At 70.4% G+C, this 22,996-nt stretch carries 14 protein-coding genes; 8 read left to right on the forward strand and 6 right to left on the reverse strand.

What is annotated here, in order from left to right; genetic code table 11:
• Positions 1-5 precede the first annotated feature (5 nt).
• Positions 6-3,560, reverse strand: coding sequence for an ATP-binding cassette domain-containing protein (locus tag DTL70_RS16255; protein WP_114022659.1), 3,555 nt, complete (start codon positions 3,558-3,560; stop codon positions 6-8).
• Positions 3,557-5,056, reverse strand: coding sequence for a tetratricopeptide repeat protein (locus DTL70_RS16260; protein ID WP_147266785.1), 1,500 nt, complete (start codon positions 5,054-5,056; stop codon positions 3,557-3,559). The genes DTL70_RS16255 and DTL70_RS16260 overlap by 4 nt, the downstream gene beginning before the upstream one ends.
• Positions 5,057-5,552: 496 nt before the next feature.
• Between DTL70_RS16260 and DTL70_RS16265 the strand changes: the two genes are divergently transcribed.
• The 4 genes from DTL70_RS16265 to DTL70_RS16280 all read left to right on the forward strand — a co-directional run bounded on the left by DTL70_RS16265 (position 5,553) and on the right by DTL70_RS16280 (position 8,940).
• Positions 5,553-6,389, forward strand: a complete 837-nt coding sequence (locus DTL70_RS16265) for an alpha/beta fold hydrolase (RefSeq protein ID WP_114022661.1) — start codon at positions 5,553-5,555, stop codon at positions 6,387-6,389.
• Positions 6,390-6,411: 22 nt separating this feature from the next.
• The gene (locus DTL70_RS16270; protein WP_114022662.1) at positions 6,412-6,963 is read left to right on the forward strand and encodes a TetR/AcrR family transcriptional regulator; all 552 of its coding nucleotides are present in this window, start codon (positions 6,412-6,414) and stop codon (positions 6,961-6,963) included.
• Positions 6,964-7,225: 262 nt separating this feature from the next.
• Positions 7,226-7,882: a hypothetical protein gene (locus DTL70_RS16275; protein WP_114022663.1), complete on the forward strand. Its 657-nt coding sequence runs from the start codon at positions 7,226-7,228 to the stop codon at positions 7,880-7,882.
• A gap of 47 nt (positions 7,883-7,929) precedes the next feature.
• Positions 7,930-8,940 carry a hypothetical protein gene (locus DTL70_RS16280; protein WP_245979408.1) on the forward strand — a complete coding sequence of 337 codons (1,011 nt, stop codon included), beginning with the start codon at positions 7,930-7,932 and terminating at the stop codon, positions 8,938-8,940.
• Between the two features lie 110 nt (positions 8,941-9,050).
• On the opposite strand, the gene DTL70_RS16285 is transcribed toward DTL70_RS16280, so the two are convergent.
• The 4 genes from DTL70_RS16285 to DTL70_RS16300 all read right to left on the reverse strand — a co-directional run bounded on the left by DTL70_RS16285 (position 9,051) and on the right by DTL70_RS16300 (position 18,222).
• Positions 9,051-10,517 (reverse strand): glutamate synthase subunit beta, encoded by a 1,467-nt coding sequence (locus tag DTL70_RS16285; RefSeq protein ID WP_114022665.1) that lies wholly within the window; start codon positions 10,515-10,517, stop codon positions 9,051-9,053.
• Positions 10,510-15,126 carry a glutamate synthase large subunit gene (gltB, locus tag DTL70_RS16290; protein WP_114022666.1) on the reverse strand — a complete coding sequence of 1,539 codons (4,617 nt, stop codon included), beginning with the start codon at positions 15,124-15,126 and terminating at the stop codon, positions 10,510-10,512. Before gltB ends, DTL70_RS16285 begins: the two co-directional genes overlap by 8 nt.
• Before the next feature lie 463 nt (positions 15,127-15,589).
• Positions 15,590-16,915 (reverse strand): cytochrome P450 family protein, encoded by a 1,326-nt coding sequence (locus tag DTL70_RS16295; RefSeq protein ID WP_114022667.1) that lies wholly within the window; start codon positions 16,913-16,915, stop codon positions 15,590-15,592.
• The gene (locus tag DTL70_RS16300) at positions 16,915-18,222 is read right to left on the reverse strand and encodes a cytochrome P450 (RefSeq protein ID WP_425470370.1); all 1,308 of its coding nucleotides are present in this window, start codon (positions 18,220-18,222) and stop codon (positions 16,915-16,917) included. Before DTL70_RS16300 ends, DTL70_RS16295 begins: the two co-directional genes overlap by 1 nt.
• A 309-nt stretch (positions 18,223-18,531) precedes the next feature.
• Between DTL70_RS16300 and DTL70_RS16305 the strand changes: the two genes are divergently transcribed.
• Genes DTL70_RS16305 through DTL70_RS16320 form a run of 4 tightly spaced genes read left to right on the forward strand, consistent with a single transcriptional unit; the run spans position 18,532 to position 22,917 of the window.
• Complete coding sequence (locus DTL70_RS16305; protein WP_114022786.1) at positions 18,532-19,662, forward strand: LacI family DNA-binding transcriptional regulator; 1,131 nt, start codon at positions 18,532-18,534, stop codon at positions 19,660-19,662.
• Positions 19,659-20,666, forward strand: a complete 1,008-nt coding sequence (locus DTL70_RS16310) for a carbohydrate ABC transporter permease (RefSeq protein WP_114022669.1) — start codon at positions 19,659-19,661, stop codon at positions 20,664-20,666. Before DTL70_RS16305 ends, DTL70_RS16310 begins: the two co-directional genes overlap by 4 nt.
• A complete protein-coding gene (locus tag DTL70_RS16315; RefSeq protein WP_114022670.1) occupies positions 20,663-21,568 on the forward strand; it encodes a carbohydrate ABC transporter permease in 906 nt (301 codons plus the stop codon). The genes DTL70_RS16310 and DTL70_RS16315 overlap by 4 nt, the downstream gene beginning before the upstream one ends.
• Positions 21,568-22,917 (forward strand): ABC transporter substrate-binding protein, encoded by a 1,350-nt coding sequence (locus DTL70_RS16320; RefSeq protein ID WP_114022671.1) that lies wholly within the window; start codon positions 21,568-21,570, stop codon positions 22,915-22,917. The genes DTL70_RS16315 and DTL70_RS16320 overlap by 1 nt, the downstream gene beginning before the upstream one ends.
• Positions 22,918-22,996 lie beyond the last annotated feature (79 nt).

The raw sequence follows: 22,996 nt of genomic DNA on the forward strand, positions 1-22,996 counted from the left end.
GGCACTCACCCGACCGGTTCCTCTCGCGCGGCGGAGACGGTGATCCGCCGGTCGGCGAGGTCCTGGTTGGCCGTGCGATGCAGTACGGCGATGATCGCCGTGTGGGGCGCGGCACGGCGAACGGTGTCGAGCGCGGCGTGCTCGGCCTGCGCGTCCATGGCGGACGTCGCCTCGTCGAGGAACACCGCGCTGGGCCCGTCGGCGAACACTCGGGCGAGGTTCACCAGTTGCCTGTGCGTATGGCTGAGGTTCCGGAGAGTGTCTTCCGGCTCCGGCACGCTCGTCCCGGTCGCGGCGCACAGCTGGGCGAGCAGGACGGGCCCGTCAGGACACCCGCGGAGGAACGCGCGCACGGTCACCGGCAGGCGGGGGATGTCCGCGTCCGCGTAGCGCAGTGCAGAGCGCGTGCGACTGCTCAGCACCGCAGGTTTCGCTCCGTTGAGCAGGACGGTGCCGTTCGCTGCGGCGTTGGCTCCGGCGAGCGTCTTGAGCAGGGTGCTCTTGCCGACCCCGGAGGGTCCGGTCAGTACCGTCAGGGAGCCGGGTTCGGCCACCAGGTCCAGCGGCTCCGGCCGGGGCAGCCCCTCGGGCATGAGGGGCTGGAGCCGCTGCGCGTGGACCGGGGGGCCACCGCCGGGGCGGGTCTCGTCCTCATACCGGAGGAAGCCGTCGGTCAGACACGCCAGATCCCGTGGTGTCTCACGCAGCAGCCGAGCTCGTGTCGGGAGGTCTGAGGAGCCGAGGAGCTCGGCCACGCGGCGGATGGCCAAAAGCGTGCCGTCGAACTCCAGCATGCCCTCCACGATGAGGGCGGCCCGCTGCGCGAGCGTGTAGGCGGCGTAGACGACGACGCCGGCCGCCAACGCCGTCGCCCCGAACGAGAGAACCACGGCCCACAAGGCGATCAGGAACACGCCGAGGCCGAGGATCTCCACCATGAGGAGAGTGCGCAACTGGACCCAGGACCTGCGGAGGATCCCTACGGCACGGACTGCGCCGAGGTCGTCGAACCGAGCCGACAACGCCCGCCGGAGTGCGGGAGAGGTGTGGAATCCAGGCGTTCCGAGCGCGGCGCGGGCGAAGTTCAGCAGGGGGTTGCGGCACGCGGCGGACAGATGGGACGAGGCGATCAGCGCGGAGCGGCCCCTGCGATAGGCGCCCACGCCGAGTAGCGCGATGAGTCCCAGCGGAAGCACGGTCCACCATCCGCCGGCGAGCACCGCGGCCGCGGCGGCAAGCATCGAGATCCACGCTGCGGCGAATTCCGCCAGTTGGAAGGGCACCCGTAGTTCGAGTGTGAAGAAGTCACGGCTCAGCCGCCCCGTCACCGAGGCGCTGCGCTCGTCCAGTCGCCCCGACAGCAGACCGCGGACCAGGCCGGTGTGGACGCGGTCGATCGCGCCGATCGGTGTGCGCAGAGGCAGCCACGAACGCAGCCAGGCCACAACGACCCCCACCGCCACCAGAGCGGACAGCCACCACAGGCCGCTGAAGTCCGTGATCCCGTGATCCACCAGGTACGCCAGTCCGTACTCCACCGCGACCAGTGCGCAGATGCACACAAGGACGGCGCCGATGGCCGACGGCGAGAACATGCCTCGTACGTTGCGGTAGAAGTCGCTGATCCGCAGCACCGGTGTGGGCGTATCGAACGCCGAGGCGTGTGGCGGAACATAGCCCTCCGGAAAGCCGTACCGCAGACCCGCGGACTGTAGCGCCGAGAGTCGCTGCTCCGGAACGGGAAGTCGCTGTCCCGGGAGAAATCCCCCCTCGCTGTCCGGTCCGATCGCTGCGAGCAGTTCAGCGGTCCGCACCGGTCCCAGGAGCTTTCGGACCGTTGTGCTCCGCGCCGACAACTCCTCAGGCCGGAACGAGACGATCTCCCCGTCGGCGACGATGAGGAAACGGTCGGCGCACCGTGTGATCTCCGGTCGCGTGGTGGTGCACATCCGGGTGCCGAGACCGGGTTCGTCGGCCATCACCCCGGCGGCGACCTGCGCGGCGCACTGTGGATCGAGCGGTGCGAACACGTCGTCGAGCAACAGCACGTCGGGCGCGAGGTACAGCGCCTGGGCCAGACTGACGCGCACGGTCTGACCGTCGGACAGCCGCTCGGTCGACGCGCTCAGCTCAGCGCCGTCACCCTCGGGACGGGCCGCGAGGTCGTCCAGCAACCCGCTGCGGACGAGAGCCTGGCGGTAGCGGGCCTGTTCGACCGGTCGCCGCCACAGGGCCACCGTCTCGGCGATGGGGCCGTCGAACACCGGCTGGCCGCGTGCCACCAGGACCAGCTCCCCGCCGTGTGCGACCCTCCATTCAGGACAGCTCGTCGGCATTCCGGCGATCTGTTCCATCAAGCGGGTCGTTCGGCCCTGGTCCCGGCCCAGCACGACGACGCGTTCACCTGGCGCTACCGTGACGCCCCCTCCCCGTCCCGGACCGGTAGGCGAGATCGTGACCGTTCCCGGAGCCGGCGCGGAACCCGGGACAGGATCGGCCTCCTCCGGCGCCTCGGACAACAGCGCGGTGACCTCACGCCCGATGACCCAGGCGAACCGGATGTTGACGTACGTCGCGATGTTCTCGTCAACGGCCGACACCAGCATCCGCACCAGAACCAGCAGTGCAACACCCTCCCCCGCAGCCAAACCGGTGGAGAACAGGACCCCCGCCAGGACCGCCGCCCACACCACCACCTGGGGAAGCGCCTGCCGAAGGGCGTCCACCCACGCGTTGCTCCGCGCTCGGCGCAACAGCGTGCCGCGTTGCTCCTCTCGGACCGACGCGAACGCCGCGGTGACCACCGGTTCCAGGTGCTGCCTGCGCACCGCCTGCCACGCCGCGACCAGCCCGTCGATCAGCTCCGCCCGCCGGTGGTCCCCGGCGAGGTACTCCTTGGTGGTCGCGGTCATCCGGTCCACGAGAGTGCGCCCGACCAGCGCTCCCAGGCCCGCCACCGCAGCCACCCCGAACCCGACGGCACCGAACCACACCAGCACGCACACCACGTAGGTCACGATCAGCGCGCTGTGGACGACGAACTCCGCTGCGAAAGCCGATTGCGACAGCTGCTGGGGATACTCCAGCAGGAAGGTCGTCGAGGACTTCTTCTGCCGGCCGAGCCAGCGGGGGTCGGTGCGTTGCAGCCGCCGGAAGATCAGCCGCTGGACGGACAGGTCGATCCGGTACACCAACATGCGCACCTGCCAGGTGCTGGCCCAGCGCAACAGTGTGAAGGCCGTCGCCACGACGCTCAGCGCGACCGCCGGCCGCAACGCCGGCCCACCGTCGTTGACGCGGGAAAGCACATGATCGATCGCCCGCGGCACCAACGCCCCCGTGACGACCACTCCGATCCCGAGGAGAAGGTAGCCGGTCGCATGGCGCCAGAAATGCCGCAGCAGACCGAGCCACAACCCACGAGCCCCCACGTGGGCCGCCAGGTCCGCGATCCGGTCCCGCACGTCGAGTCCCGCTTGCGCGGCCTCCTCGGGACACAGGTCCCCAGGGGCGGCGTGGGCGCGCTCGTAGGCCTGCCTCAGATTCCGCCACACGCTCACCTGGCGCTTGCTTCCCGCACCGCCGCCACGTTCTCCTGGACCAGCTGGGAGTCGGGGTAGCGCTCACCGAGCGCACGTACCCGCGCAGTGGTCTGGGCCGCAGCTTGCCCGTGGAGGAACGAGTCGGTCTCGATGCGCAGCAGCTCGGCCTCGGGGGCGACCTCTTCGTTCGCGCCGGAGACAGCCAGCCGGTCCAGCCAGATCTCGGCTTCGGCATACCGTTCGGCCAGGCATGCCGTGCGAATGCAGGTCACAAACGTGTCCTGATCCAAGGGGTCCAGCGCGACGGCCTTCGCGTAGTTCTCATAAGCGTCATCCACCTGCCCCAGGCCGAGCAGCACGTATCCGGTCAGCGCGTACAGGGGTGCTGCGTCCGTACACAGATCAGTGCCTCGCCGTAGTGCGCTCAGCGCTTCCTCGGGCTCTCCGCGGTTCGCGGAGAACTCCCCGAGGTCGAACCAGAACTCCGGGTACTGGGGGTCCAGCTCCACCGCTTCGCGCAGCATCTTGGCGGCGGCCTCGGCCGAGTCCGGCATCGAAGCGAGGACCCGCCCCAGGTTGTTGCAGAGAATGGACAGGGGGACCCGGTTCGCCTCTCGGTCCGCAGCGAGCTCTTCGATCGCCTTGCGCAGCGTGCGTGCGGCCTCGTCCTGGCGACCAGTGCGGACGAGCACAAGTGCCAGAGCGTTGCGGTTCATCACCCTTTCCAGCACACCATCGGCGGTGACCTCGGCGGACTGGCTTTTCCGCCATGCCTCGTCGAGGATTTCCTCCGCCCGCGCCAGGCTGCGCAGACTCGGCGGAAAGTGTCGCGCGTAGAGCAGGGACAGGCTGTAGCCGGCCTGGATCGCGAAGGGGCCGGTGTCGGCGAGGGCTATGCGCAGGCAGGTCTCCGCCATCCCGGTCCGATGCTGGGCCCTGTAGGCCATGGCCATCAGGTCCGCCGCGGCTGCCGGCAACGGGATTCCCGTCTCCAGCGCGCTGTCCGACAACCACGCCGCGGTCCAGGAGTCCCCGCAGGTCAAGTAGCGCACTACTCGCCTCCTGAACTCCGTCCAGTCCTCCGACGCCGCGAACTCGTCACGTATCCATGAGGAGTCACTGAGGACACGCACCGTCTCCTCGTCGGCCATCGCCTCTGCCGCGCCCACTGCCGTCGCCGCATCCGGCCGTGCCCCGAAGGTCACCGAGACCGGCGCCACCTTTGCGAGGACCCCGAAGAAGTCGAGGTCAGGCCGGCCCAGGTCGCCGGTCACCACCACGTCAAGGCCCTCGGGGTACTCCTCGGCCACGAGCCACCCGATGCGCCGGACACCGGCGAGGCAGCCCTGGCGCCCACGCCATCGGAACTGTCCCTTCACCGGCTGCCGGTCGTTCAGGCTGGCCGCGGCAGCGGCGGGAGCGTGAGTCACGAACCGGACGGCCTGTGCCGAAGCCGACCCCGCCTCGATCGGGAGGTGCCGCAAGAACGCCCGGGCAGAACTGAACGGTGCCACACCGCTCGGCACCACAATCCGGCTACGTGCCACTTCAGGTTCCCTTCGTGTCGGGTGCATGCTGGGGAGCGGCCGTGCGCGTGACGGTAGCCACGCACACGGCCGGAACTTCATCACCGGCGATGTCAGGCGCAGTGCTTGTAGCCCTCGTCCTGACGCACAGAACTCGGGGACTTCGCCGTACCCTTGATCATCTTCATGGCCGCATACACCTCCCTCGCGCTTCTTGCTGACTGGTGGTCGCAGAAGCCGCATGCGACGGGATCGTCGTCCGCGGCAACACCTCAGATCGTGCCCGGGCAGCGCACTTTCCCCGTATCGACCGCGCACCGCGGGCGCCCGCGCCCACCCCGGCCTCGACAGGACGACGTGAGGATGCTCGCTCCACCGCGCCAGGGGGCTCGTTCCGCTGCACGTGTGCGCCCGGCGTTGACAGGTGCGGTTAATGGAATTAGCTTCTAGCTAAAGCGATTAGCTACAGCGTCTGGGGGATGCCATGACCGAGTACCTCGCCGTCGACGAGGGCACGCTCGCCTACGAGGTGACGGGGGAAGGACCACTGCTCGTCCTCGCACACGGCATGGGCGACAGCCGCGCCGCGTACCGCGCCCTGACCCCGCACTTGGTGGCCGCCGGCTACCGGGTCGCGGCGGTCGACCTGCGCGGCTGCGGCGAGTCCGACACCGCATGGCCCGCCTGGACCCGCACCGCCCTCGCCGGCGACCTGCTCGCCCTGATCCGCCACCTGGGCGGCCCCGCCGTACTCGTCGGCCACTCGGTCTCCGGCGGCGCCGCCACCATCGCCGCGGCACAGGAGCCCTCGCTGATCACCGAGGTCGTCGAGTTGGCACCGTTCACCCGCAAGCAGTCCATAAGCCTCGCGGACCTGCGGGTGAAACGCTTCCGGCGCGGCATGCTGCGGCTGTTGGGCACGGCGATGTTCGGCAGCGTACGGCTCTGGCGCTCGTACCTCGACGAGGCGTACCCCGGCGTGAAACCCGCCCACTGGCCGGCGCGCCTCGACCGCGTCGGCACCCTGCTGCGCGAACCGGGCCGGATGAAAGCCCTGCAGAACATGGGCCGCAGCGCGCCCACCGACGCCGGCGCGCACCTCGGCGACGTCCGCTGCCCCGTCCTGGTCGTCATGGGCACACTCGACCCCGACTGGGCCGACCCGCACGCCGAGGGCTCGGCGATCGTCGACGCCCTGCCGGACGGCCTCGGCCGCCTCGAGATGATCGAAGGCGCGGGACACTACCCGCACGACCAGTTCCCCGACCAGGTGGCCTCCCTGATGCTCGCCTTCCTCCACACGGACACCGCCCGTGCCTAGGGCAGGGCTGGACCCGGCGGCCGTGGTCGCGGCCGGCGCCGCCCTCGCCGACGAGGTGGGACTCGCCCACCTGACGATGGGCTCCCTGGCCGAACGGCTGGGCGTACGCACCCCGTCCCTGTACAAACACGTGAGCGGCCAGGACGACCTCAACCGGCGCATCGCCGCCCTGGCGTTGAGCGAGGCCGCCGACGCCGTCGGCGGCGCCGTCCAGGGATACGCCGGCCGCGAAGCGCTGGCGGCCGCGGCCCGCGCCTTCCGCGCCTTCGTCCTGGAGCACCCGGGGCGGTACGCCGCGACGATCGGCGTGGAACCGTCCGGCCCCGACGACCCACTGGCCACCGCGAGCCGGCGGCTGCTCGCCGCGTTCGTGGCGGTACTGCGCGGCTACGAGATCGCGGAGCCCGACGTGGACCACGCCCTGCGCATGCTCCGCAGCCTCTGCCACGGCTTCGCCACACTGCAGGCGGCGGACGGCTTCCAGTGGAGCGCCGACATCGACCAGAGCTTCGAGTGGCTGATCACCTTCGCCGACCGAGGCCTGCGCGTCATGTCAGGCGCGGGCGCCGTGTGAGGCCCGCGCCGCAGGGCGGCGACCGCGCCAGGCGAGCGGACCGCGCGACGGCCCACCTGGTGAGCGGGCTCGCACCCGAACAGCAGAACCACCGGCCGTGCTTGTGCGTGTTCTGCTGCGAGATGTCCAACAGCGCCTGGACGACCACCGGCTGCCACAGGTGGGCGAACCGGACTGAGCCCCGAAGCCTGTCGACCCTTCATTCACTGTAGTAACTTCGGGTGACCGAACTGCGGGCAGAGAGCTGAGAGATTCGTTGCGTATGAACAAGCAGGCGAGTACAGCGATGTGGACCGCAGGAGCCGTTGCCGCGGCCCTGCTGTTGGGAGCATGCGGAAGCGGCGACGACTCCCAGGACGAGATCAAGGGCGCGGGCGACAGCAAGCCGTCGAAGTCCGCCCCGGCATCCGACTCGAAGAGTTCAGCCCCGCGGGGGGATGAACGACCCCAGTACAAGCTGGCCGAAGACGCCAAGAACGTCTTCGAGGACACCAAGACGGGTGACCCGAAGAAGGACGAGGTCGTAGCGGACAACCAGCGCCGGATCAATCTCACCGACCGGATCGTCACCACGGGCAAGGACGCGGACGATCTGAAGCTGTACGCCAAGGGCCAGGCCTTCATCGCCGCGAGCAAGTACATCTCGACGTACGCCGACGACGACTACAGCTGGGCCGGCACAGCTCGGTACTACAACCACGAAGTCGAGTTCCTCAACGGCGCCACCGCCAAGATCACATACTGCGTCGACGACTCGAAAGCGAACGACAAGAACCTCAAGACGGGGAAGGTCGAACGATACGACTCCGGCGACGGGAGGGACACGCTGGAGACCAGCACTGTACGACGCAGCAAGGACAAGATCTGGCAATCGTATTCCAGCAGAACAAAACGGGAGGCAGAGGAATGCGAAAGATAGCGGAGTCGTGCGTCGCACTGTGCTTGATCGGGGGAGTCTGCCTGTCGATGGCTGGTCCGGCCCATGCCGACAGGAAGCACAGGGAAAAGGCTTCCGGTGCAAACGACCACGGTGACATCGTCACCGAGGTCTCCCGCGTGCAGATCACCGGTGGCGGTGACACCGGCAAGGACACCGTCAAGCTGACTCCGGAGAACTCCAACTGGGAGCCGCCGGCGTGCTGGTATGAGCCGAAGACGTCGCCCAAGGAGCTCAAGGAGAAGATCGAGAGCGCGAAGCCCGAGAAGCGGAAGCCGAAGAAGAAAAAGAAGCCGGAGACGATCTTCGACGAGCTGGAGGAGAGCAACCAGGACGCCGCGGACGCGGTGTCCAACCAGGTGGTCGGTCTCTACGAGGACTACTACCAGACGGACAAGTACGAGGACTACAACATCGACAAGCAGGGCGAGGGCATGTTCTGGGAAGGGGTGAGGAACCCCGACCGCGCTGACGACCCCGACTCCTACAAGTGCAGCCAGCACGCGTACTGGGTGCCGGACGGTGAAACCCCGAAGGACGTGCCTCTCGCCGTCAGCCCCAAGGTGCTGGCCGAGTACGCCTACGAGCGGCTGCCCATCCCGCGCACGGAAATATCACTGAATCCCAAGGGTAAGCAGACGGTCAATCTCGATACCTGGGTGTGGGCCGACAAGAAGAGGTTCAAGAAGGTGAGTGTGACGGCCTCGCTGAAGAATCCCGCCATCTCCGCCACCACCACCGCCGAGCCCGTCTCCCTGACTCTCGAACCGGGTACCGAGGATGCCAGGACGTATCCGGGTTCGGGCACGTGCAAGCTCGGAGAGTCCTACTCCGCGGGTAAGAAGGATCAGACACCGCCGTGCGGTGTCCGCTATCTCCGCGCCACCAGCAAGAACGGCACCTATCCTCTCAAGGCCACTCTCACCTGGGAGATTTCCTGGAAGGGGTCCGACGGAAGCGGCGCCACGCTGCCGGCGGGCACTTTCAGCACCACCGAGGACCTCACCGTCAAGGAGATCCAGTCGATCGTGCGCGACTGAGGAAGCCGGCGGGGACGGACGTGGACAGACCGCGGCGCCTGCCGTGACCCGGTCGGGGACTGGCAGGCGCCGCGGTGTCCGTACGTCCTTGTACGGAGGTTCTGGGCCCCTCAGACGGTCAGGGAGCGGTCCGTGGGGTGGATGGGGGCGTGCAGGGTGCTGGCGGTGCCGGTCAGGTGACGGTCGACGGCCTTGGCCGCGGAGCGGCCCTCCGCGATGGCCCACACGATGAGTGACTGGCCGCGTCCTGCGTCCCCGGCGACGTAGACGCCGGGGACGTTGGTGGCGTAGGAGTCGTCGCGCGCGATGTTGCCGCGCGCGTCGAGGTCGACGCCGAACTGTTCGACCAGGCCGTTCTCGCGGTCGACGCCGGTGAAGCCCATGGCGAGGGTGACGAGTTGGGCGGGGATGCGGCGTTCAGTGCCCGGCTTGGGTTCCAGCTTGCCGTCGACCATCTCGATCTCGACCAGGTGGAGCCACTGGACGTTGCCGTCCTCGTCGCCCTCGAAGTGGGTGGTGTTGACGGAGTAGACCCTCTCTCCGCCCTCCTCGTGCGCGGAGGTCACCTTGTAGAGCATGGGGAAGGTCGGCCACGGCTGGCGGGCCTGGTCCCGCTCCTCGCCCGGCTTGGGCATGATCTCCAGCTGGGTGACGGAGGCGGCGCCCTGGCGGTGGGCGGTGCCGACGCAGTCGGCGCCGGTGTCGCCGCCGCCGATGACGACGACGTGCTTGCCTTCGGCGGTCAGGGGGGAGTCGACGTAGTCGCCCTCCTGCACCTTGTTGGACAGCGGCAGGTACTCCATCGCCTGGTGGACGCCGTTGAGTTCCCGGCCGGGGACGGGCAGGTCGCGGGCGGTGGTGGCGCCGGCCGCGACGACCACGGCGTCGTACCGCTTGCGCAGCTTCTTCGCGTCGAGGTCGCGGCCGATCTCGACGCCGGTGCGGAACTTGGTGCCTTCGGCGCGCATCTGCTCGATGCGGCGGTTGATGTGCCGCTTCTCCATCTTGAATTCGGGGATGCCGTAGCGCAGGAGGCCGCCGAGGCGGTCGGCGCGTTCGTAGACGACGACGGTGTGTCCCGCGCGGGTGAGCTGCTGGGCTGCGGCGAGCCCTGAGGGCCCTGAGCCGATGACGGCGACCGTCTTGCCGGAGAGCCGCTCGGGCGGCTGGGGGGCGACGCCGCCGCTCTCCCACGCCTTGTCGATGATGGAGACCTCGACGTTCTTGATGGTGACGGGCGGCTGGTTGATGCCCAGCACGCACGCCGACTCGCAGGGGGCGGGGCAGAGCCGTCCGGTGAACTCGGGGAAGTTGTTGGTGGCGTGCAGGCGTTCGGAGGCCGCCGTCCAGTCGCCGCGGTAGGCGTAGTCGTTCCACTCGGGGATCAGGTTGCCCAGGGGGCAGCCGTTGTGGCAGAAGGGGATGCCGCAGTCCATGCAGCGCCCGGCCTGCTTGCTGATGATGGGCAGCAGGGAGCCGGGGACGTAGACCTCGTTCCAGTCCTTGACCCGCTCGTCGACGGGTCGGGACTGTGCGACCTCGCGGTCGGTGGTCAGGAAGCCCTTGGGGTCAGCCATGGGTCGCCGCCTCCATCATCTTCTCGTGGGTCTCGGTCGTGGAGAGACCCGCTCGCTCGGCGGCGTCCTTGGCGGCGAGCACGGCCTTGTAGGTGGCGGGCAGGACCTTGCGGAAGCGGCCTGCCGCTCCCTTCGGCCCGTCCCAGTCGGCGAGGAGCCCGGCGGCCACGGTGGAGCCGGTCTCCTCCTGGTGGCGGCGCACGACCTCGTGCAGCCACGTCCTGTCCTCGTCGGTCAGGTCTTCGACGGCTCCGCGCAGTCCGGCGTTGACGTGCCCGAGGTCGAGGTCGATGACGTAGGCGGCGCCGCCGGACATGCCGGCGCCGAAGTTGCGTCCCGTGGTGCCCAGGACGACGGCCGCGCCGCCGGTCATGTACTCGCAGCCGTGGTCGCCCACGCCTTCGGAGACGACCAGCGCCCCGGAGTTGCGGACGCAGAAGCGTTCGCCGACCCGGCCGCGGAGGAAGAGCTCACCTCCGGTGGCGCCGTAGGCGAGGGTGTTGCCGGCGATGGCGGAGTATTCGGCCAGGTGGTCGGCGGCCCGGTCGGGGCGGACGATGACGCGGCCGCCGGAGAGGCCCTTGCCGACGTAGTCGTTGGCGTCGCCCTCCAGGCGGAGGGTGATGCCGCGCGGGACGAAGGCGCCGAAGGACTGTCCTGCCGAGCCCGTGAAGGTGATGTCGACGGTGTCGTCGGGCAGTCCCGCGCCGCCGAACTTCCTGGTGACCTCGTGTCCGAGCATGGTGCCGACGGTGCGGTTGACGTTGCGGATCGCGACTTGGGCGCGTACCGGCTGCGCGTTCTCGGCGGTGTCGGCCTCCAGCGCGTCGGCGGCCAGCTTGATCAGCTGGTTGTCGAGCGCCTTCTCCAGCGCGTGGTCCTGGCCGGTGGCCTGGTGGCGGACGGCGCCCTCGGGCAGTTCGGGGATGTGCAGGAGCGGGGCCAGGTCGAGGCCGCGCGCCTTCCAGTGGTCCACGGCGCGGGAGGTGTCGAGGAGTTCCGCGTGGCCGATGGCCTCGTCGAGGGTGCGGAAGCCGAGTTCGGCGAGGAGTTCGCGGACCTCTTCGGCGATGAACCGGAAGAAGTTGACGATGTACTCGGCCTTGCCGCTGTAGCGCTCGCGCAGTGCCGGGTTCTGGGTGGCGATGCCGACCGGGCAGGTGTCGAGGTGGCAGACGCGCATCATGACGCAGCCGGAGACGACGAGCGGCGCGGTGGCGAAGCCGAACTCCTCGGCGCCGAGCAGCGCGGCGATCACGACGTCGCGGCCCGTCTTGAGCTGGCCGTCGGTCTGTACGACGATCCGGTCGCGCAACCCGTTGAGCAGCAGTGTCTGCTGGGTCTCGGCCAGGCCCAGCTCCCAGGGGCCGCCCGCGTGCTTGAGGGAGGTCAGCGGGGAGGCGCCGGTGCCGCCGTCGTGCCCGGAGACGAGGACGACGTCCGCGTGTGCCTTGGACACGCCCGCCGCGACGGTGCCGACGCCGACTTCGGAGACCAGCTTCACGTGGATGCGGGCCGCCGGGTTGGCGTTCTTCAGGTCGTGGATGAGCTGGGCGAGGTCCTCGATGGAGTAGATGTCGTGGTGCGGCGGCGGGGAGATGAGGCCGACGCCGGGCGTGGAGTGCCGCGTGGTGGCCACCCACGGGTAGACCTTGTGTCCCGGCAGCTGGCCGCCCTCGCCGGGCTTGGCGCCCTGGGCCATCTTGATCTGGATGTCGTCGGCGTTGACGAGGTATTCGCTGGTGACGCCGAAGCGCCCGGAGGCCACCTGCTTGATGGCCGAGCGGCGCGCCGGGTCGTACAGCCGCTCGGGGTCCTCGCCGCCCTCGCCGGTGTTGGACTTGCCGCCGAGCTGGTTCATGGCGATGGCCAGCGTCTCGTGGGCTTCCTGCGAGATGGAGCCGTAGGACATGGCGCCGGTGGAGAACCGCTTGACGATCTCGCCGGCGGGCTCGACCTGCTCGATGGGGATCGGGGACCGCTCGCCCTTGAAGGAGAAGAGGCCGCGGAGCGTCATCAGGCGCTCGGACTGCTCGTCGACGCGCTGCGTGTACTGCTTGAAGATGTCGTAGCGGCGCTGCCGGGTGGAGTGCTGGAGGCGGAAGACCGTGTCGGGGTCGAACAGGTGCGGTTCGCCCTCGCGGCGCCACTGGTACTCGCCGCCGATGTCGAGGGCGCGGTGCGCCGGGGCGATGCCGGAGACCGGGTAGGCCTTGACGTGCCGGGCCGCGACCTCCTCGGCGACGACGTCGAGTCCCGCGCCGCCGACCTTGGTGGTGGTGCCGTGGAAGTAACGGTCGACGAACGCCTCGTCCAGGCCGACCGCCTCGAAGACCTGCGCGCCGCGGTAGGAGGCGACGGTGGAGATGCCCATCTTGGACATCACCTTCAGCACGCCCTTGCCCAGCGCGTGGATCAGGTTGCGGATGGCCTGCTCGGGCGCGAGCTCTTGCCCGTCGCCCGGCAGGAAGGTGCCCGCGCGCACGAGGTCCTCGACCGACTCCATGGCCAGGTAGGGGTTGACCGCGGCCGCGCCGTAGCCGATGAGCAGGGCGATGTGGTGGACCTCGCGCACGTCGCCGGCCTCCACCAGCAGCCCGACCTGGGTGCGCTGCTTGGTGCGGATGAGGTGGTGGTGCACGGCGGAGGTGAGCAGCAGCGACGGGATCGGCGCGTGCTCGGCGTCCGAATGCCGGTCGGACAGCACGATGAGCCGGGCTCCCGACTCGATCGCCGCGTCGGCCTCCCCGCAGATCTGCTCGATCCGGGCCGCGAGGCCGTCCCCTCCTTCGGCGACACGGTAGAGCCCACAGAGCGTGGCGGACTTGAAGCCCGGCATGTCGCCGTCGGCGTTGACGTGGACGAGCTTGGCCAGCTCGTCGTTGTCGATGACGGGGAAGGGCAGAGTGACGCTGCGGCAGGAGGCGGCGCTCGGCTCCAGCAGGTTGCCCTGGGCGCCCAGCGGCGAGTGCAGCGAGGTGACGAGTTCCTCGCGGATGGCGTCCAGCGGCGGGTTGGTGACCTGCGCGAACAGCTGGGTGAAGTAGTCGAAGATCAGCCGGGGCCGCTCCGAGAGCGCGGCGATGGGCGAGTCGGTGCCCATGGAGCCGATCGGCTCGGCGCCGGTGCGTGCCATCGGCGCGAGGAGGACCCGCAGTTCCTCCTCGGTGTAGCCGAAGGTCTGCTGGCGGCGGGTGACCGAGGCGTGGGTGTGCACCACGTGTTCGCGCTCGGGTAGTTCCGCGAGGTCGATGAGGCCGGCGTCCAGCCATTCCTGGTAGGGGTGTTCGGCGGCGAGCTGGGCCTTGATCTCGTCGTCCTCGACGATGCGGCGCTCCGCGGTGTCCACGAGGAACATCCGTCCCGGCTGGAGGCGGCCCTTGCGGACGACCTTGGCGGGGTCGATGTCCAGGACACCGACCTCGGAGGCCAGGACGACGAGGCCGTCGTCGGTGACCCAGTAGCGCCCTGGGCGCAGCCCGTTGCGGTCGAGAACGGCTCCGACCTGGGTGCCGTCGGTGAAGGTGACGCAGGCGGGGCCGTCCCAGGGCTCCATCATCGTGGAGTGGTACTGGTAGAAGGCGCGGCGTGCGGGGTCCATGGAGTCCTGCGACTCGGCGGACTCCCAGGCCTCGGGCACCATCATCAGCACCGAGTGCGGCAGCGAACGGCCGCCGAGGTGCAGCAGTTCGAGCACCTCGTCGAAGGTGGCCGAGTCGGAGGCGCCGGGGGTGTTGATGGGGAAGATCCGCTCCAGCGTCTCGTGGTCGCCGAACAGCCCCGAGGCGAGCTGCGACTCGCGGGCCCGCATCCAGTTGCGGTTGCCCTGCACGGTGTTGATCTCGCCGTTGTGGGCGACGAACCGGTAGGGGTGGGCCAGCGGCCAGCTCGGGAAGGTGTTGGTGGAGAAGCGCGAGTGGACCAGCGCGATGGCGCTGGCGAAACGGCGGTCCGACAGGTCGGGGAAGAAGGGCTCCAGCTGTCCGGTGGTCAGCATGCCCTTGTAGACGAGGGTGCGCGCGGACAGCGAGGGGAAGTAGACGCCGGCCTCGCGCTCGGCGCGCTTGCGCAGCACGAAGGCGAGCCGGTCGAGTGCGATGCCCTCGCGTTCGCCGTCCGCTGCGGCGACGAACAGCTGGCGGAAGGTCGGCATGGTGGCGCGGGCGCCGGGGCCCAGCAGCTCGGGTGCGACGGGCACGTCGCGCCAGCCGAGCACCGTCAGCCCCTCTTCGGACGCCAGTGTCTCGATGTGTGAGACGGCTGCCGAGGTGGCTTCGGCGTCCTCGTCCTCGTGCGGCAGGAAGCCGATGCCGACGGCGTAGGACCCGGACTCGGGCAGGGCGAAGGGGACGTTCTCGCGCAGGAAGGCATCGGGGAGCTGGAGGAGGATGCCGGCCCCGTCGCCGGTGTCGGGGTCGGACCCGGTGGCGCCGCGGTGTTCGAGGTTGCGCAGGACGGTCAGCGCCTGCTCGACGAGGTCGTGGCCGGCCTCGCCGGTCAGGGTCGCCACGAAGCCGACACCGCAGGCGTCGTGCTCGTATCGGGGGTCGTACATGCCCTGCTTGGCAGGGCGGTCGGCGGCCCAATCCGCTGTCGGCACAGCACGCATCGGCAGCTCCCGTCGTCTCGTGGCAGTGGTACATACCGAGGGACGACGTTGGCCCTCTTGTGGCAGAAGAATTTTCGAGCAGGTTACAGGGTGGCCGATTTCCCGGAAAGTGGAAGACACGTCTCGCGATGCGGACACGGGGCGGCCTGGTCCTCGTGGGACCTGCACGGAAGGGGGCGGGGTCGAAGGTGGTGACCCCGGTGAGGAACGACTTGCTCGCCACCCGCGTCGTTGCCGGCGGCGTTACGGACTACTGCCCGGGGCCGCACGAAATGAAACCGCCGGGTAACACGCGGATCATGCCCCGGAAGGCCCGCACGACGCTGTGACCTGGCCCACGGCCTCTCGGCAGCAGGACAGACCACGGCATCGGTCCGTCCTGCTGCCGGGGCCCGGAGGGCCGACGGAAGCCCGGGCGGCAGCGGCGGGGAGGAAGCTGCGGAGGGAGAGGGTGCGGCCGGGCTCAGCGGGCGGCGGCGCCCAGCACCACCGGCAGCGCCTCCAGCTCGTTCTGGCTGAGGACCGGACGGTTGCGGATCCGCTCCGCCGGGACGGCGAGCCGCAGCTGAGGGAACCGGGCGAACAGCGCGGGGAGGGCGATCGACGCCTCCAGCCGGGAGAGCGCGGCCCCCGGGCAGATGTGCGGCCCGTGTCCGAAGGCGAGGTGCCGCACGGGTCCGGCGGCCGCTCTGCGCAGGTCGAAGCGGTCGGCGCCGTCCCCGTGCTGCGCGCGGTCCCGGCCGATGGCGCGGTAGGACATCACGACGCCCTCGCCCTCCTCGATGACCGTGCCGGCGACCTCGATGTCCGAGGTCGCGAACCGCATGAGCAGATGCGTGGAGGGCGACTCCCAGCGCAGCGTCTCCTCGATGACCGCGTCCCAGCCGACCTCGCCGTCGAGCACGAGCCGCAGCTGCTCCGGATGGGTGAGCAGGGCCCGCACGGCGCACAGGATGAGGGTCACGGTCGTCTCGTGTCCCGCGGCGACCATGGCTTCGAGGTTGCCGCGCACCTCCTCGGCCGTGAGCGGTTCGCCGCCCTCGTCGGCGAGGACGAGGGCGCTGGTGAGGTCGTCACCGGGAGCGGCGGTCTTGGCGCGGACCATGTCGTGGTAGAGCCCGTCGAGCTCCTCGATGACGGCGAGGCGCTCGTCCTGCGGGGTCAGCAGCGAGAAGAAGGCCTCGTACAGCTCGTGCAGCCGGGGTTCGAGTGCGGGGTCGACGCCCATCAGGGAGCAGACGACCGACATGGGCAGCGGCTGCGCGAAGGCGGCCTTCAGATCGACGGTCTCCTCGGGGCCGTGCTCCGCCATGCGGTCCAGGAGCGCGGTGGTGATGCCCTCGATCACGCCCCTGTTGGCCTCCAGCCGGCGCGGGGTGAGGGCCTGTGCCGTCTTGACCCGCAGGCGGCGGTGTTCGGCGCCGTCGACGGTGAACATGGAGCGGCCGGCGTCGACCATGCCGATCAGCGGCCAGGTGTGGTCGATGCGGCCGCTGCGCCACAGGTTCCAGCGGCCGATGTCCTTGACGAGCCGGCTGTCGGTGAGCAGCCCGCGGGCCTCGGCGTGGGTGGTGATCGTCCAGGCCTCGGCGCCCATGAGCGCGATCCGGGCCACGGGTCCCGCGGTCCGCAGCGCCTCGGTCTCCTCGGCGAGGCCGCCGACGAGCGGGTCGATCTCCAGGGGGCAGCTCGCGGACGTCTCCTGCGCGGGCGCCGCGGGTCCGTGGGCGGGGCAGCGGCTCTCGGGCGCCTCGGCGAGGGGGCTCTCGGCCGTGGGCTGTGGGTACATCAGTGTCCTCCGTGGGGCGGGGTGGTCTCGAACCTGACGGGGAGCACCGTCATGCCGCGCAGGAAGGGCGAGGGGCGGCGTGCCAGCGCCTGCGCGGGCACGGCGAGTTCGATCCCGGGCAGCCTGTCGAGGAGCACCTCGATGCCGGTGCGGGCGAGGATCTCGGCGATCTCCTGGGCGGGGAAGGGGCACTGGTACTCGCCGTGGCTGAAGGCGAAGTGGGCGAAGTTGTTGTTGCGCAGCCCGTCGCCGGAGTGCGGGGTGTGGGCGTCGGGGTCGGCGTTGGCGCCCGCCAGGCCGAGCAGCAGCATGTCGCCCTTGGCGATGTGGCGCCCGGCCAGCCTGGTGTCGCGGGCGGCCCAGCGTCCTGCGAGGATCTGGGTGGGGGTGTCCTCCCACAAGACCTCGTTCATGGCCTCGGGGATGCTGTGGCGGCCGCCGGTCAGCGAGGCGGCGAAGCGGTCGTCGGTGAGCATGAGGCGCACCGAGTTGCCGAGCCAGTCGGACGTGGGCAGGAACCCGGCCGAGGTGAGCGCCATCAGGTTGAGGACGTACTCCTCGTCGGTGAAGGGCGCGGGGTGGGCCGTCATGGCGGAGGCCATGTCGGCGCCGGCCGTGTGGTGGACGCGTGCGACGAGCCGGCTCATCGCGGCGAGCGCGTCCTGGAACCCCTGGAGCGCGTCGGGTCCGCCGTCGCACATGTCGCTGAGGGAGCGGATGAGCGCGGGCCCTTCGGAGTCGGCGAAGCCGAGGACGCGGGCCAGCGCGAGGATGGTCAGCGGCCGGGCGTAGCCGGAGATGATCTCGGCTTCGCCCGTGCCGCAGAAGCCGTCGATGAGCCGGTCGGCGATCTCCTCGGTGGTGCGGCGCACTTCGATGTGGTCGACGCTCTCGAGCGCGTCCTGGACCATCGCCAGGTGGCGGCGGTGCTCTTCGCCGACGGTGAAGTAGACCGAGGGCTGCGGGGTGCCGATCATCGGGCGCAGTGGCCAGTCCTCGGGCACGTTGGGCCACTGGTTCCACAGGCCCTGGTCGCGGGGGAAGAGCAGCGGGTCGCCGGTGACGCGGAGGAGTTCGCGGTAGCCGATGACGAGCCAGGCGGGGACGCTGCCCGGGAGGGTGACGGGGACGACGGGGCCGTGGTCGCGGCGCATGTCCCGGTGGAGGGCCTCCAGATCGGTGTGGAACCTGGGCCCCATGAGGGGGACCGCGCCTGGCGGGGCCGCGGTGGCGTTCGAAGCGTGTGCGGGGCACCTGTCCGCGGTGTGTGCGGAGGCGCTCCCGGCGGGCCGGGGCTGACTGGTCATGGTCGCTGATTCCCCTGTGAGCGGCGGCACTTGGTGTCTGCACGTGTCACTTCCTGCACACCTTAGACACGTTCCCGATCAGTGGGAGGCGGTTCTTGACGATCCGCGTCTTCTCGTTCTCTCCACCCCTCTCCACAAGTCGCCCGCCACCGTTCGGAGGTGTCCGACCCCTTGACAGAAGGGGAGGGCGCGCCCAATATCTGTAAACGTTTTCAGTCGCTGTAAAGGTTTACAGCCCGCGCGGCGGCTGCCTCATCGGACACTCCGGCGGAATCTCCGGCGGACCTCCATCGCGAAGGGGCCGAAGTGATGTCTGACGGCGGACCACCGACCGTCGTGTCGATCGCGGAGCGCGCGGGCGTCTCGATCGCCTCCGTCTCCCGCGTCCTCAACGGCGTGGGAGCGCGCCCCGAGACCGTACGGCGGGTCGAACGGGCGGCGGCCGAGCTCGGCTACGTGCCCAACGCGGTGGCCCAGTCCCTCAAGGGCGGGCGCACCAAACAGCTGACGTTCGCCATGCAGGACATCGGCAACCCCGTCTACGTGGCGATGGTCCGCCAGATCCAGGCCGTCGCCCGAGCCGCCGGGTACCGGCTGCTGCTGCACTCCACCGACGCGGTGATCGAGGACGAACTCGCCGTCGTACGCAGCCTCGGGGACCGGACGAGCGACGGGCTGATCCTGTGCCCCATCCGCATCACCCCCGAGCACGTGGAGGTGCTGACGGCCGCGGCCGGGCCCGTGGTCGTGATCGGCTCGCTTCCCCAGGGCGTGCCGGTCGACGCGGTGCAGGCCGACTCGGTCCTCGGCGCCCGGCTCGCCGTCACCCACCTCGTCGAGAGCGGCAGGCGGCGGATCGCGTTCGTCAACGGCCCCCTGGACACGGTGCCGGGCCACAACCGCCGCCAGGGCTACCTCAAGGCGCTCGCCGAGGGCGGCGTCGTGCCGGACCCGGCGCTGGAGCGGGCCACCTCCTTCGGACTGGCCGCCGGACGCGAGGCGCTGCACGACCTGCTCGACGCGGGTACGGCCCCCGACGCCGTCTTCTGCGCCAACGACCAGCTCGCCCTCGGCGCGGCGCAGGCCGCGCACGAGCGGGGCCTGCGCATACCCGAGGAGATGGCCGTCGTCGGCATGGACGACAGCGACCTCGCCCGCGCCTGCTGGCCGCCGCTGAGCAGTGTGGACCTCGGCTCCGAGGAGCGCGGCAGGACGGCGGCGCGGATGCTGCTGGAGCGACTCTCGGACACCCCCGGCTCCGACGACCGCCAGGGCCCCGGCCCCGAACCCGGAGGGCCCCGCCCCGGCGCGGCACGGCGCGTGACCACGGCGCCCCGGCTGGTCGTGCGCGCCTCGTCGGCCCCGTCCACGCCCCCGTTCACGTCCGCGTTCACGTCCCCGTCCACGTCCGCGACCACGGCGAGAGGCGGTGCCCGATGAGCACGGCCTCCCCCGCGTCGCTCGGCGACGAGGCGACAGGCACGGTCCCCGCGGCCCGCGGCGGCGGACGGGGCGGGCGCGGCACCCCGCCGCCGCGCACCCCGGCGGCCCGCAAGCGCCTCCTCGGGCTCGACCACGGCGCCTGGTTCCTGCTGCTGCCCGCGCTGCTGCCGATCCTGGTGCTGAGCGTGGGGCCGCTGCTGTACGCCATCTCGCTCGCCTTCACCGACGCCCAGTTCGGGCGGACCGTGGAGACCGACTTCATCGGCGTCACCAACTTCGCCGACCTGCGCCTGGACTCGCTGTTCTGGGAGTCGTTCCGCATCGGCCTGGTGTGGGCGGTGGCGGTCACCGCGCTGCAATTGGTGCTGGCGCTGGGGCTGGCGCTGCTGCTCAACCAGAACCTGCGCTTCCGCTGGCTGGCCCGCACCCTGGCGCTGGTGCCCTGGGCGATGCCGGAGGTCGTGGTCGGCATCATGTGGCGGCTCGTCTACCACCAGGACGCCGGCATCCTCAACAAGACGCTCCGGCAGGTGGGCCTCATCGGTGGGTCCGCCGAGAACATCGACTGGCTGACGAACCTCTCCCTCGCGCTGCCCGCCGTCATCCTCGTCGGCGTGTGGGCGGGCATGCCGCAGACCACCGTCGTGCTGCTGGCAGGACTGCAGAACGTGCCCCACGAGCTGACGGAGGCCGCGCAGCTGGACGGCGCCGGGGTGTGGCGGCGGTTCGCCTCGGTGACCTGGCCCGCGCTCAAGCCGGTGGCCGTGGCGATGACCGCGCTGAACTTCATCTGGAACTTCAACTCCTTCGGCCTGGTCTACGTGCTCACCCAGGGCGGGCCGGGCGGCCAGACGCGGCTGCCGATGCTCTTCGCCTACGAGGAGGCCTTCAAGTACGGCCAGTTCGGCTACGCCGCCGCGATGGGCGTCGTGATGATCGCCGTCGTCGCCGTGTTCCTCACGGTGTTCCTGCGCAAGCGCCTCAAGGAGGACGCCATATGAGCGGCACGAGCAGCCTCGGCGCGCCGACCGCGCGCACGAGCGCGCCTTCCGCCGGACACGGGCGGCGGCGCACCCTGCGCCTCGCGGGCCGCACCGGGCAGTACGCCGGGCTCCTGTGCTACCTCGTCTTCCTCGCCTTCCCCCTGGTGTGGCTGGTCTCCACCTCCTTCAAGTCACCGCAGGAGCTGGGCAGGATCGACCCGACGTGGCTGCCGCAGCACCCGACGCTGGAGAACTTCCGCGCCGCCTTCGAGGCCCAGCCGCTGGCCCGCTCGGCGCTCAACAGCCTGATCGTCGCCGGCGGCGCCACCCTCATCTCCGTGGCGCTGGCCGTGCCGGCCGCCTACGCGCTGGTGCGCCACCGCTCCCTGGTGAGCACGGCCGCCAACGGGTGGGTGCTGGTCAGCCAGATGTTCCCGTTCGTGCTGGTGATCATCCCGCTCTTCCTCGTCCTGAAGAATCTGCACCTGGTCAACTCCCTCGGCGGGCTGATCATCGTCTACGTCGTCTGGAACCTGCCGTTCTCGCTGTGGATGCTCCAGGGCTACGTCAAGGCGGTGCCCGTCTCGCTGGAGGAGGCCGCGGCGGTGGACGGGGCGAGCAGGCCGCGCATCCTGCGCAGTGTCGTGCTGCCCCTGCTGGCGCCCGGCCTGGTGGCGACGCTGATGTTCTCCTTCGTCACCGCCTGGAACGAGTTCTTCTTCGCCCTCGTCCTGCTCAAGTCCCCGGAGACCCAGACGATGTCCGTCATCCTCACCCGCTTCCTCGGCGACGAGGGCGTCGCCGACCTGGGCCCGCTGGCCGCCGCCTCGGTGCTCGCGACGATCCCGAGCCTGCTGTTCTTCGCCCTGCTCCAGCGGCGGCTGGCCTCCGGAATGCTGGCCGGGGCGGTGAAGGGCTGATGCGCCGCGCACCGAGGGGAACGCGCGGAGCCGTCCGCGCCGCGACCGCCACCCTGCTGACCTGCGCCCTGCTCACCTCCTGCGCGGGCGGCGGCGAGGGCGACGGCGACGAGACCGTCACCCTGGACTACTACAGCCTCGCCTGGCAGAAGGAGTCCGTCGCCGCGAACAAGAAACTGGTCGCGCGGTGGAACAAGACCCACGGCAAGGTGAAGGTCCGCTACGTGCAGGGCGCCTGGGACACCGTCCACGACCAGCTGCTGACCTCCTTCGAGGGCGGCGAGGCGCCCGACATCATCCACGACGACGCCAGCGACCTGACCGACTTCGCCTACGGCGGCTACCTCGCCGACCTGCGCGACTACCTGCCCGAGGAGTCGCGCGCCGCGATCCCGCAGGCCGGCTGGGACTCCGTGACGATGAACGGCGGCCGCGTCTACGGCGTGCCGTTCCTCCAGGAACCCAAGGTGATCATCGCCGACAAGAAGCTGCTGGAGCGCTCCGGCGTACGGATACCGACCGCGGGCCACCCCTGGACGTGGCAGGAGTTCGAGCGGGCCGCGAAGAAGCTGACCCGCGACAAGGACGGCAACGGCAAACCCGAGCGGTACGGCACCGTGTGGCCGATGAAGGAGCCGGTCAAACAGTCCGTCAACCTCTCGCTGTCCACCGGCGGACGCCTCTTCACCCGCGAGCGGACCGGCGACGGCACCAAGAACACCGTGCGGTTCACCGGGCGCGACGCGGCCATCAGCGAGCTCATCCACCGCCAGGTCAACAAGGACCGCACCGCGCCGCGCAGCGGGCTCGGCATGGGCGGCTCCGACACGCTGCCCGGGTTCTTCGCCGGACGCTACGCGATGGTGCCGCTCAACTTCTCCTTCCGCCAGCAGGTGCAGCAGCAGGCGCCCGACGGTTTCGAGTGGACCGTCCTGCCGCTGCCGCGCGGTCAGCGCGAGGGCGAGAACGCGCAGGGCGTCGTCCCGCAGACCCTGTCCGTGGCGCAGGAGAGCGCGCACAAGAAGGCCGCGGCCGACTTCGTCGCCTACATGACCACCCCCGAGCACCAGGCAGCGCTCGCCAAGGGCGACTGGCTGCTGCCCACCGCGAAGGAGGCACTGAAGGACCCCGAGATCAACCGGCGCGAGGACGGCTGGCGCACGGGCGCCCGGATCGCCCGCACCCTGCGGCCCTCGCCGACACTCGGCGTGCGCGGCTACGCGGAGTGGTCCGACAAGGTCGCCACCCCCGCCTTCCAGCGCTACTACAGAGCCGACACCGACCTGGACGCGCTGCGTGACGCGCTGGTCGACGACGGCAACCTGATCCTCGACCGCTACCAGAGATGACCCCTCCGGCGGGAAGAGCCGCACGGCACGGCCCCGGCCGGCCGTCCTCCCCCGCCGTCTGATCCGCACCGAGGCCGGC

Origin of the sequence: Streptomyces diacarni (genome assembly GCF_003323715.1) — a bacterium.
Classification (GTDB): domain Bacteria; phylum Actinomycetota; class Actinomycetes; order Streptomycetales; family Streptomycetaceae; genus Streptomyces; species Streptomyces diacarni.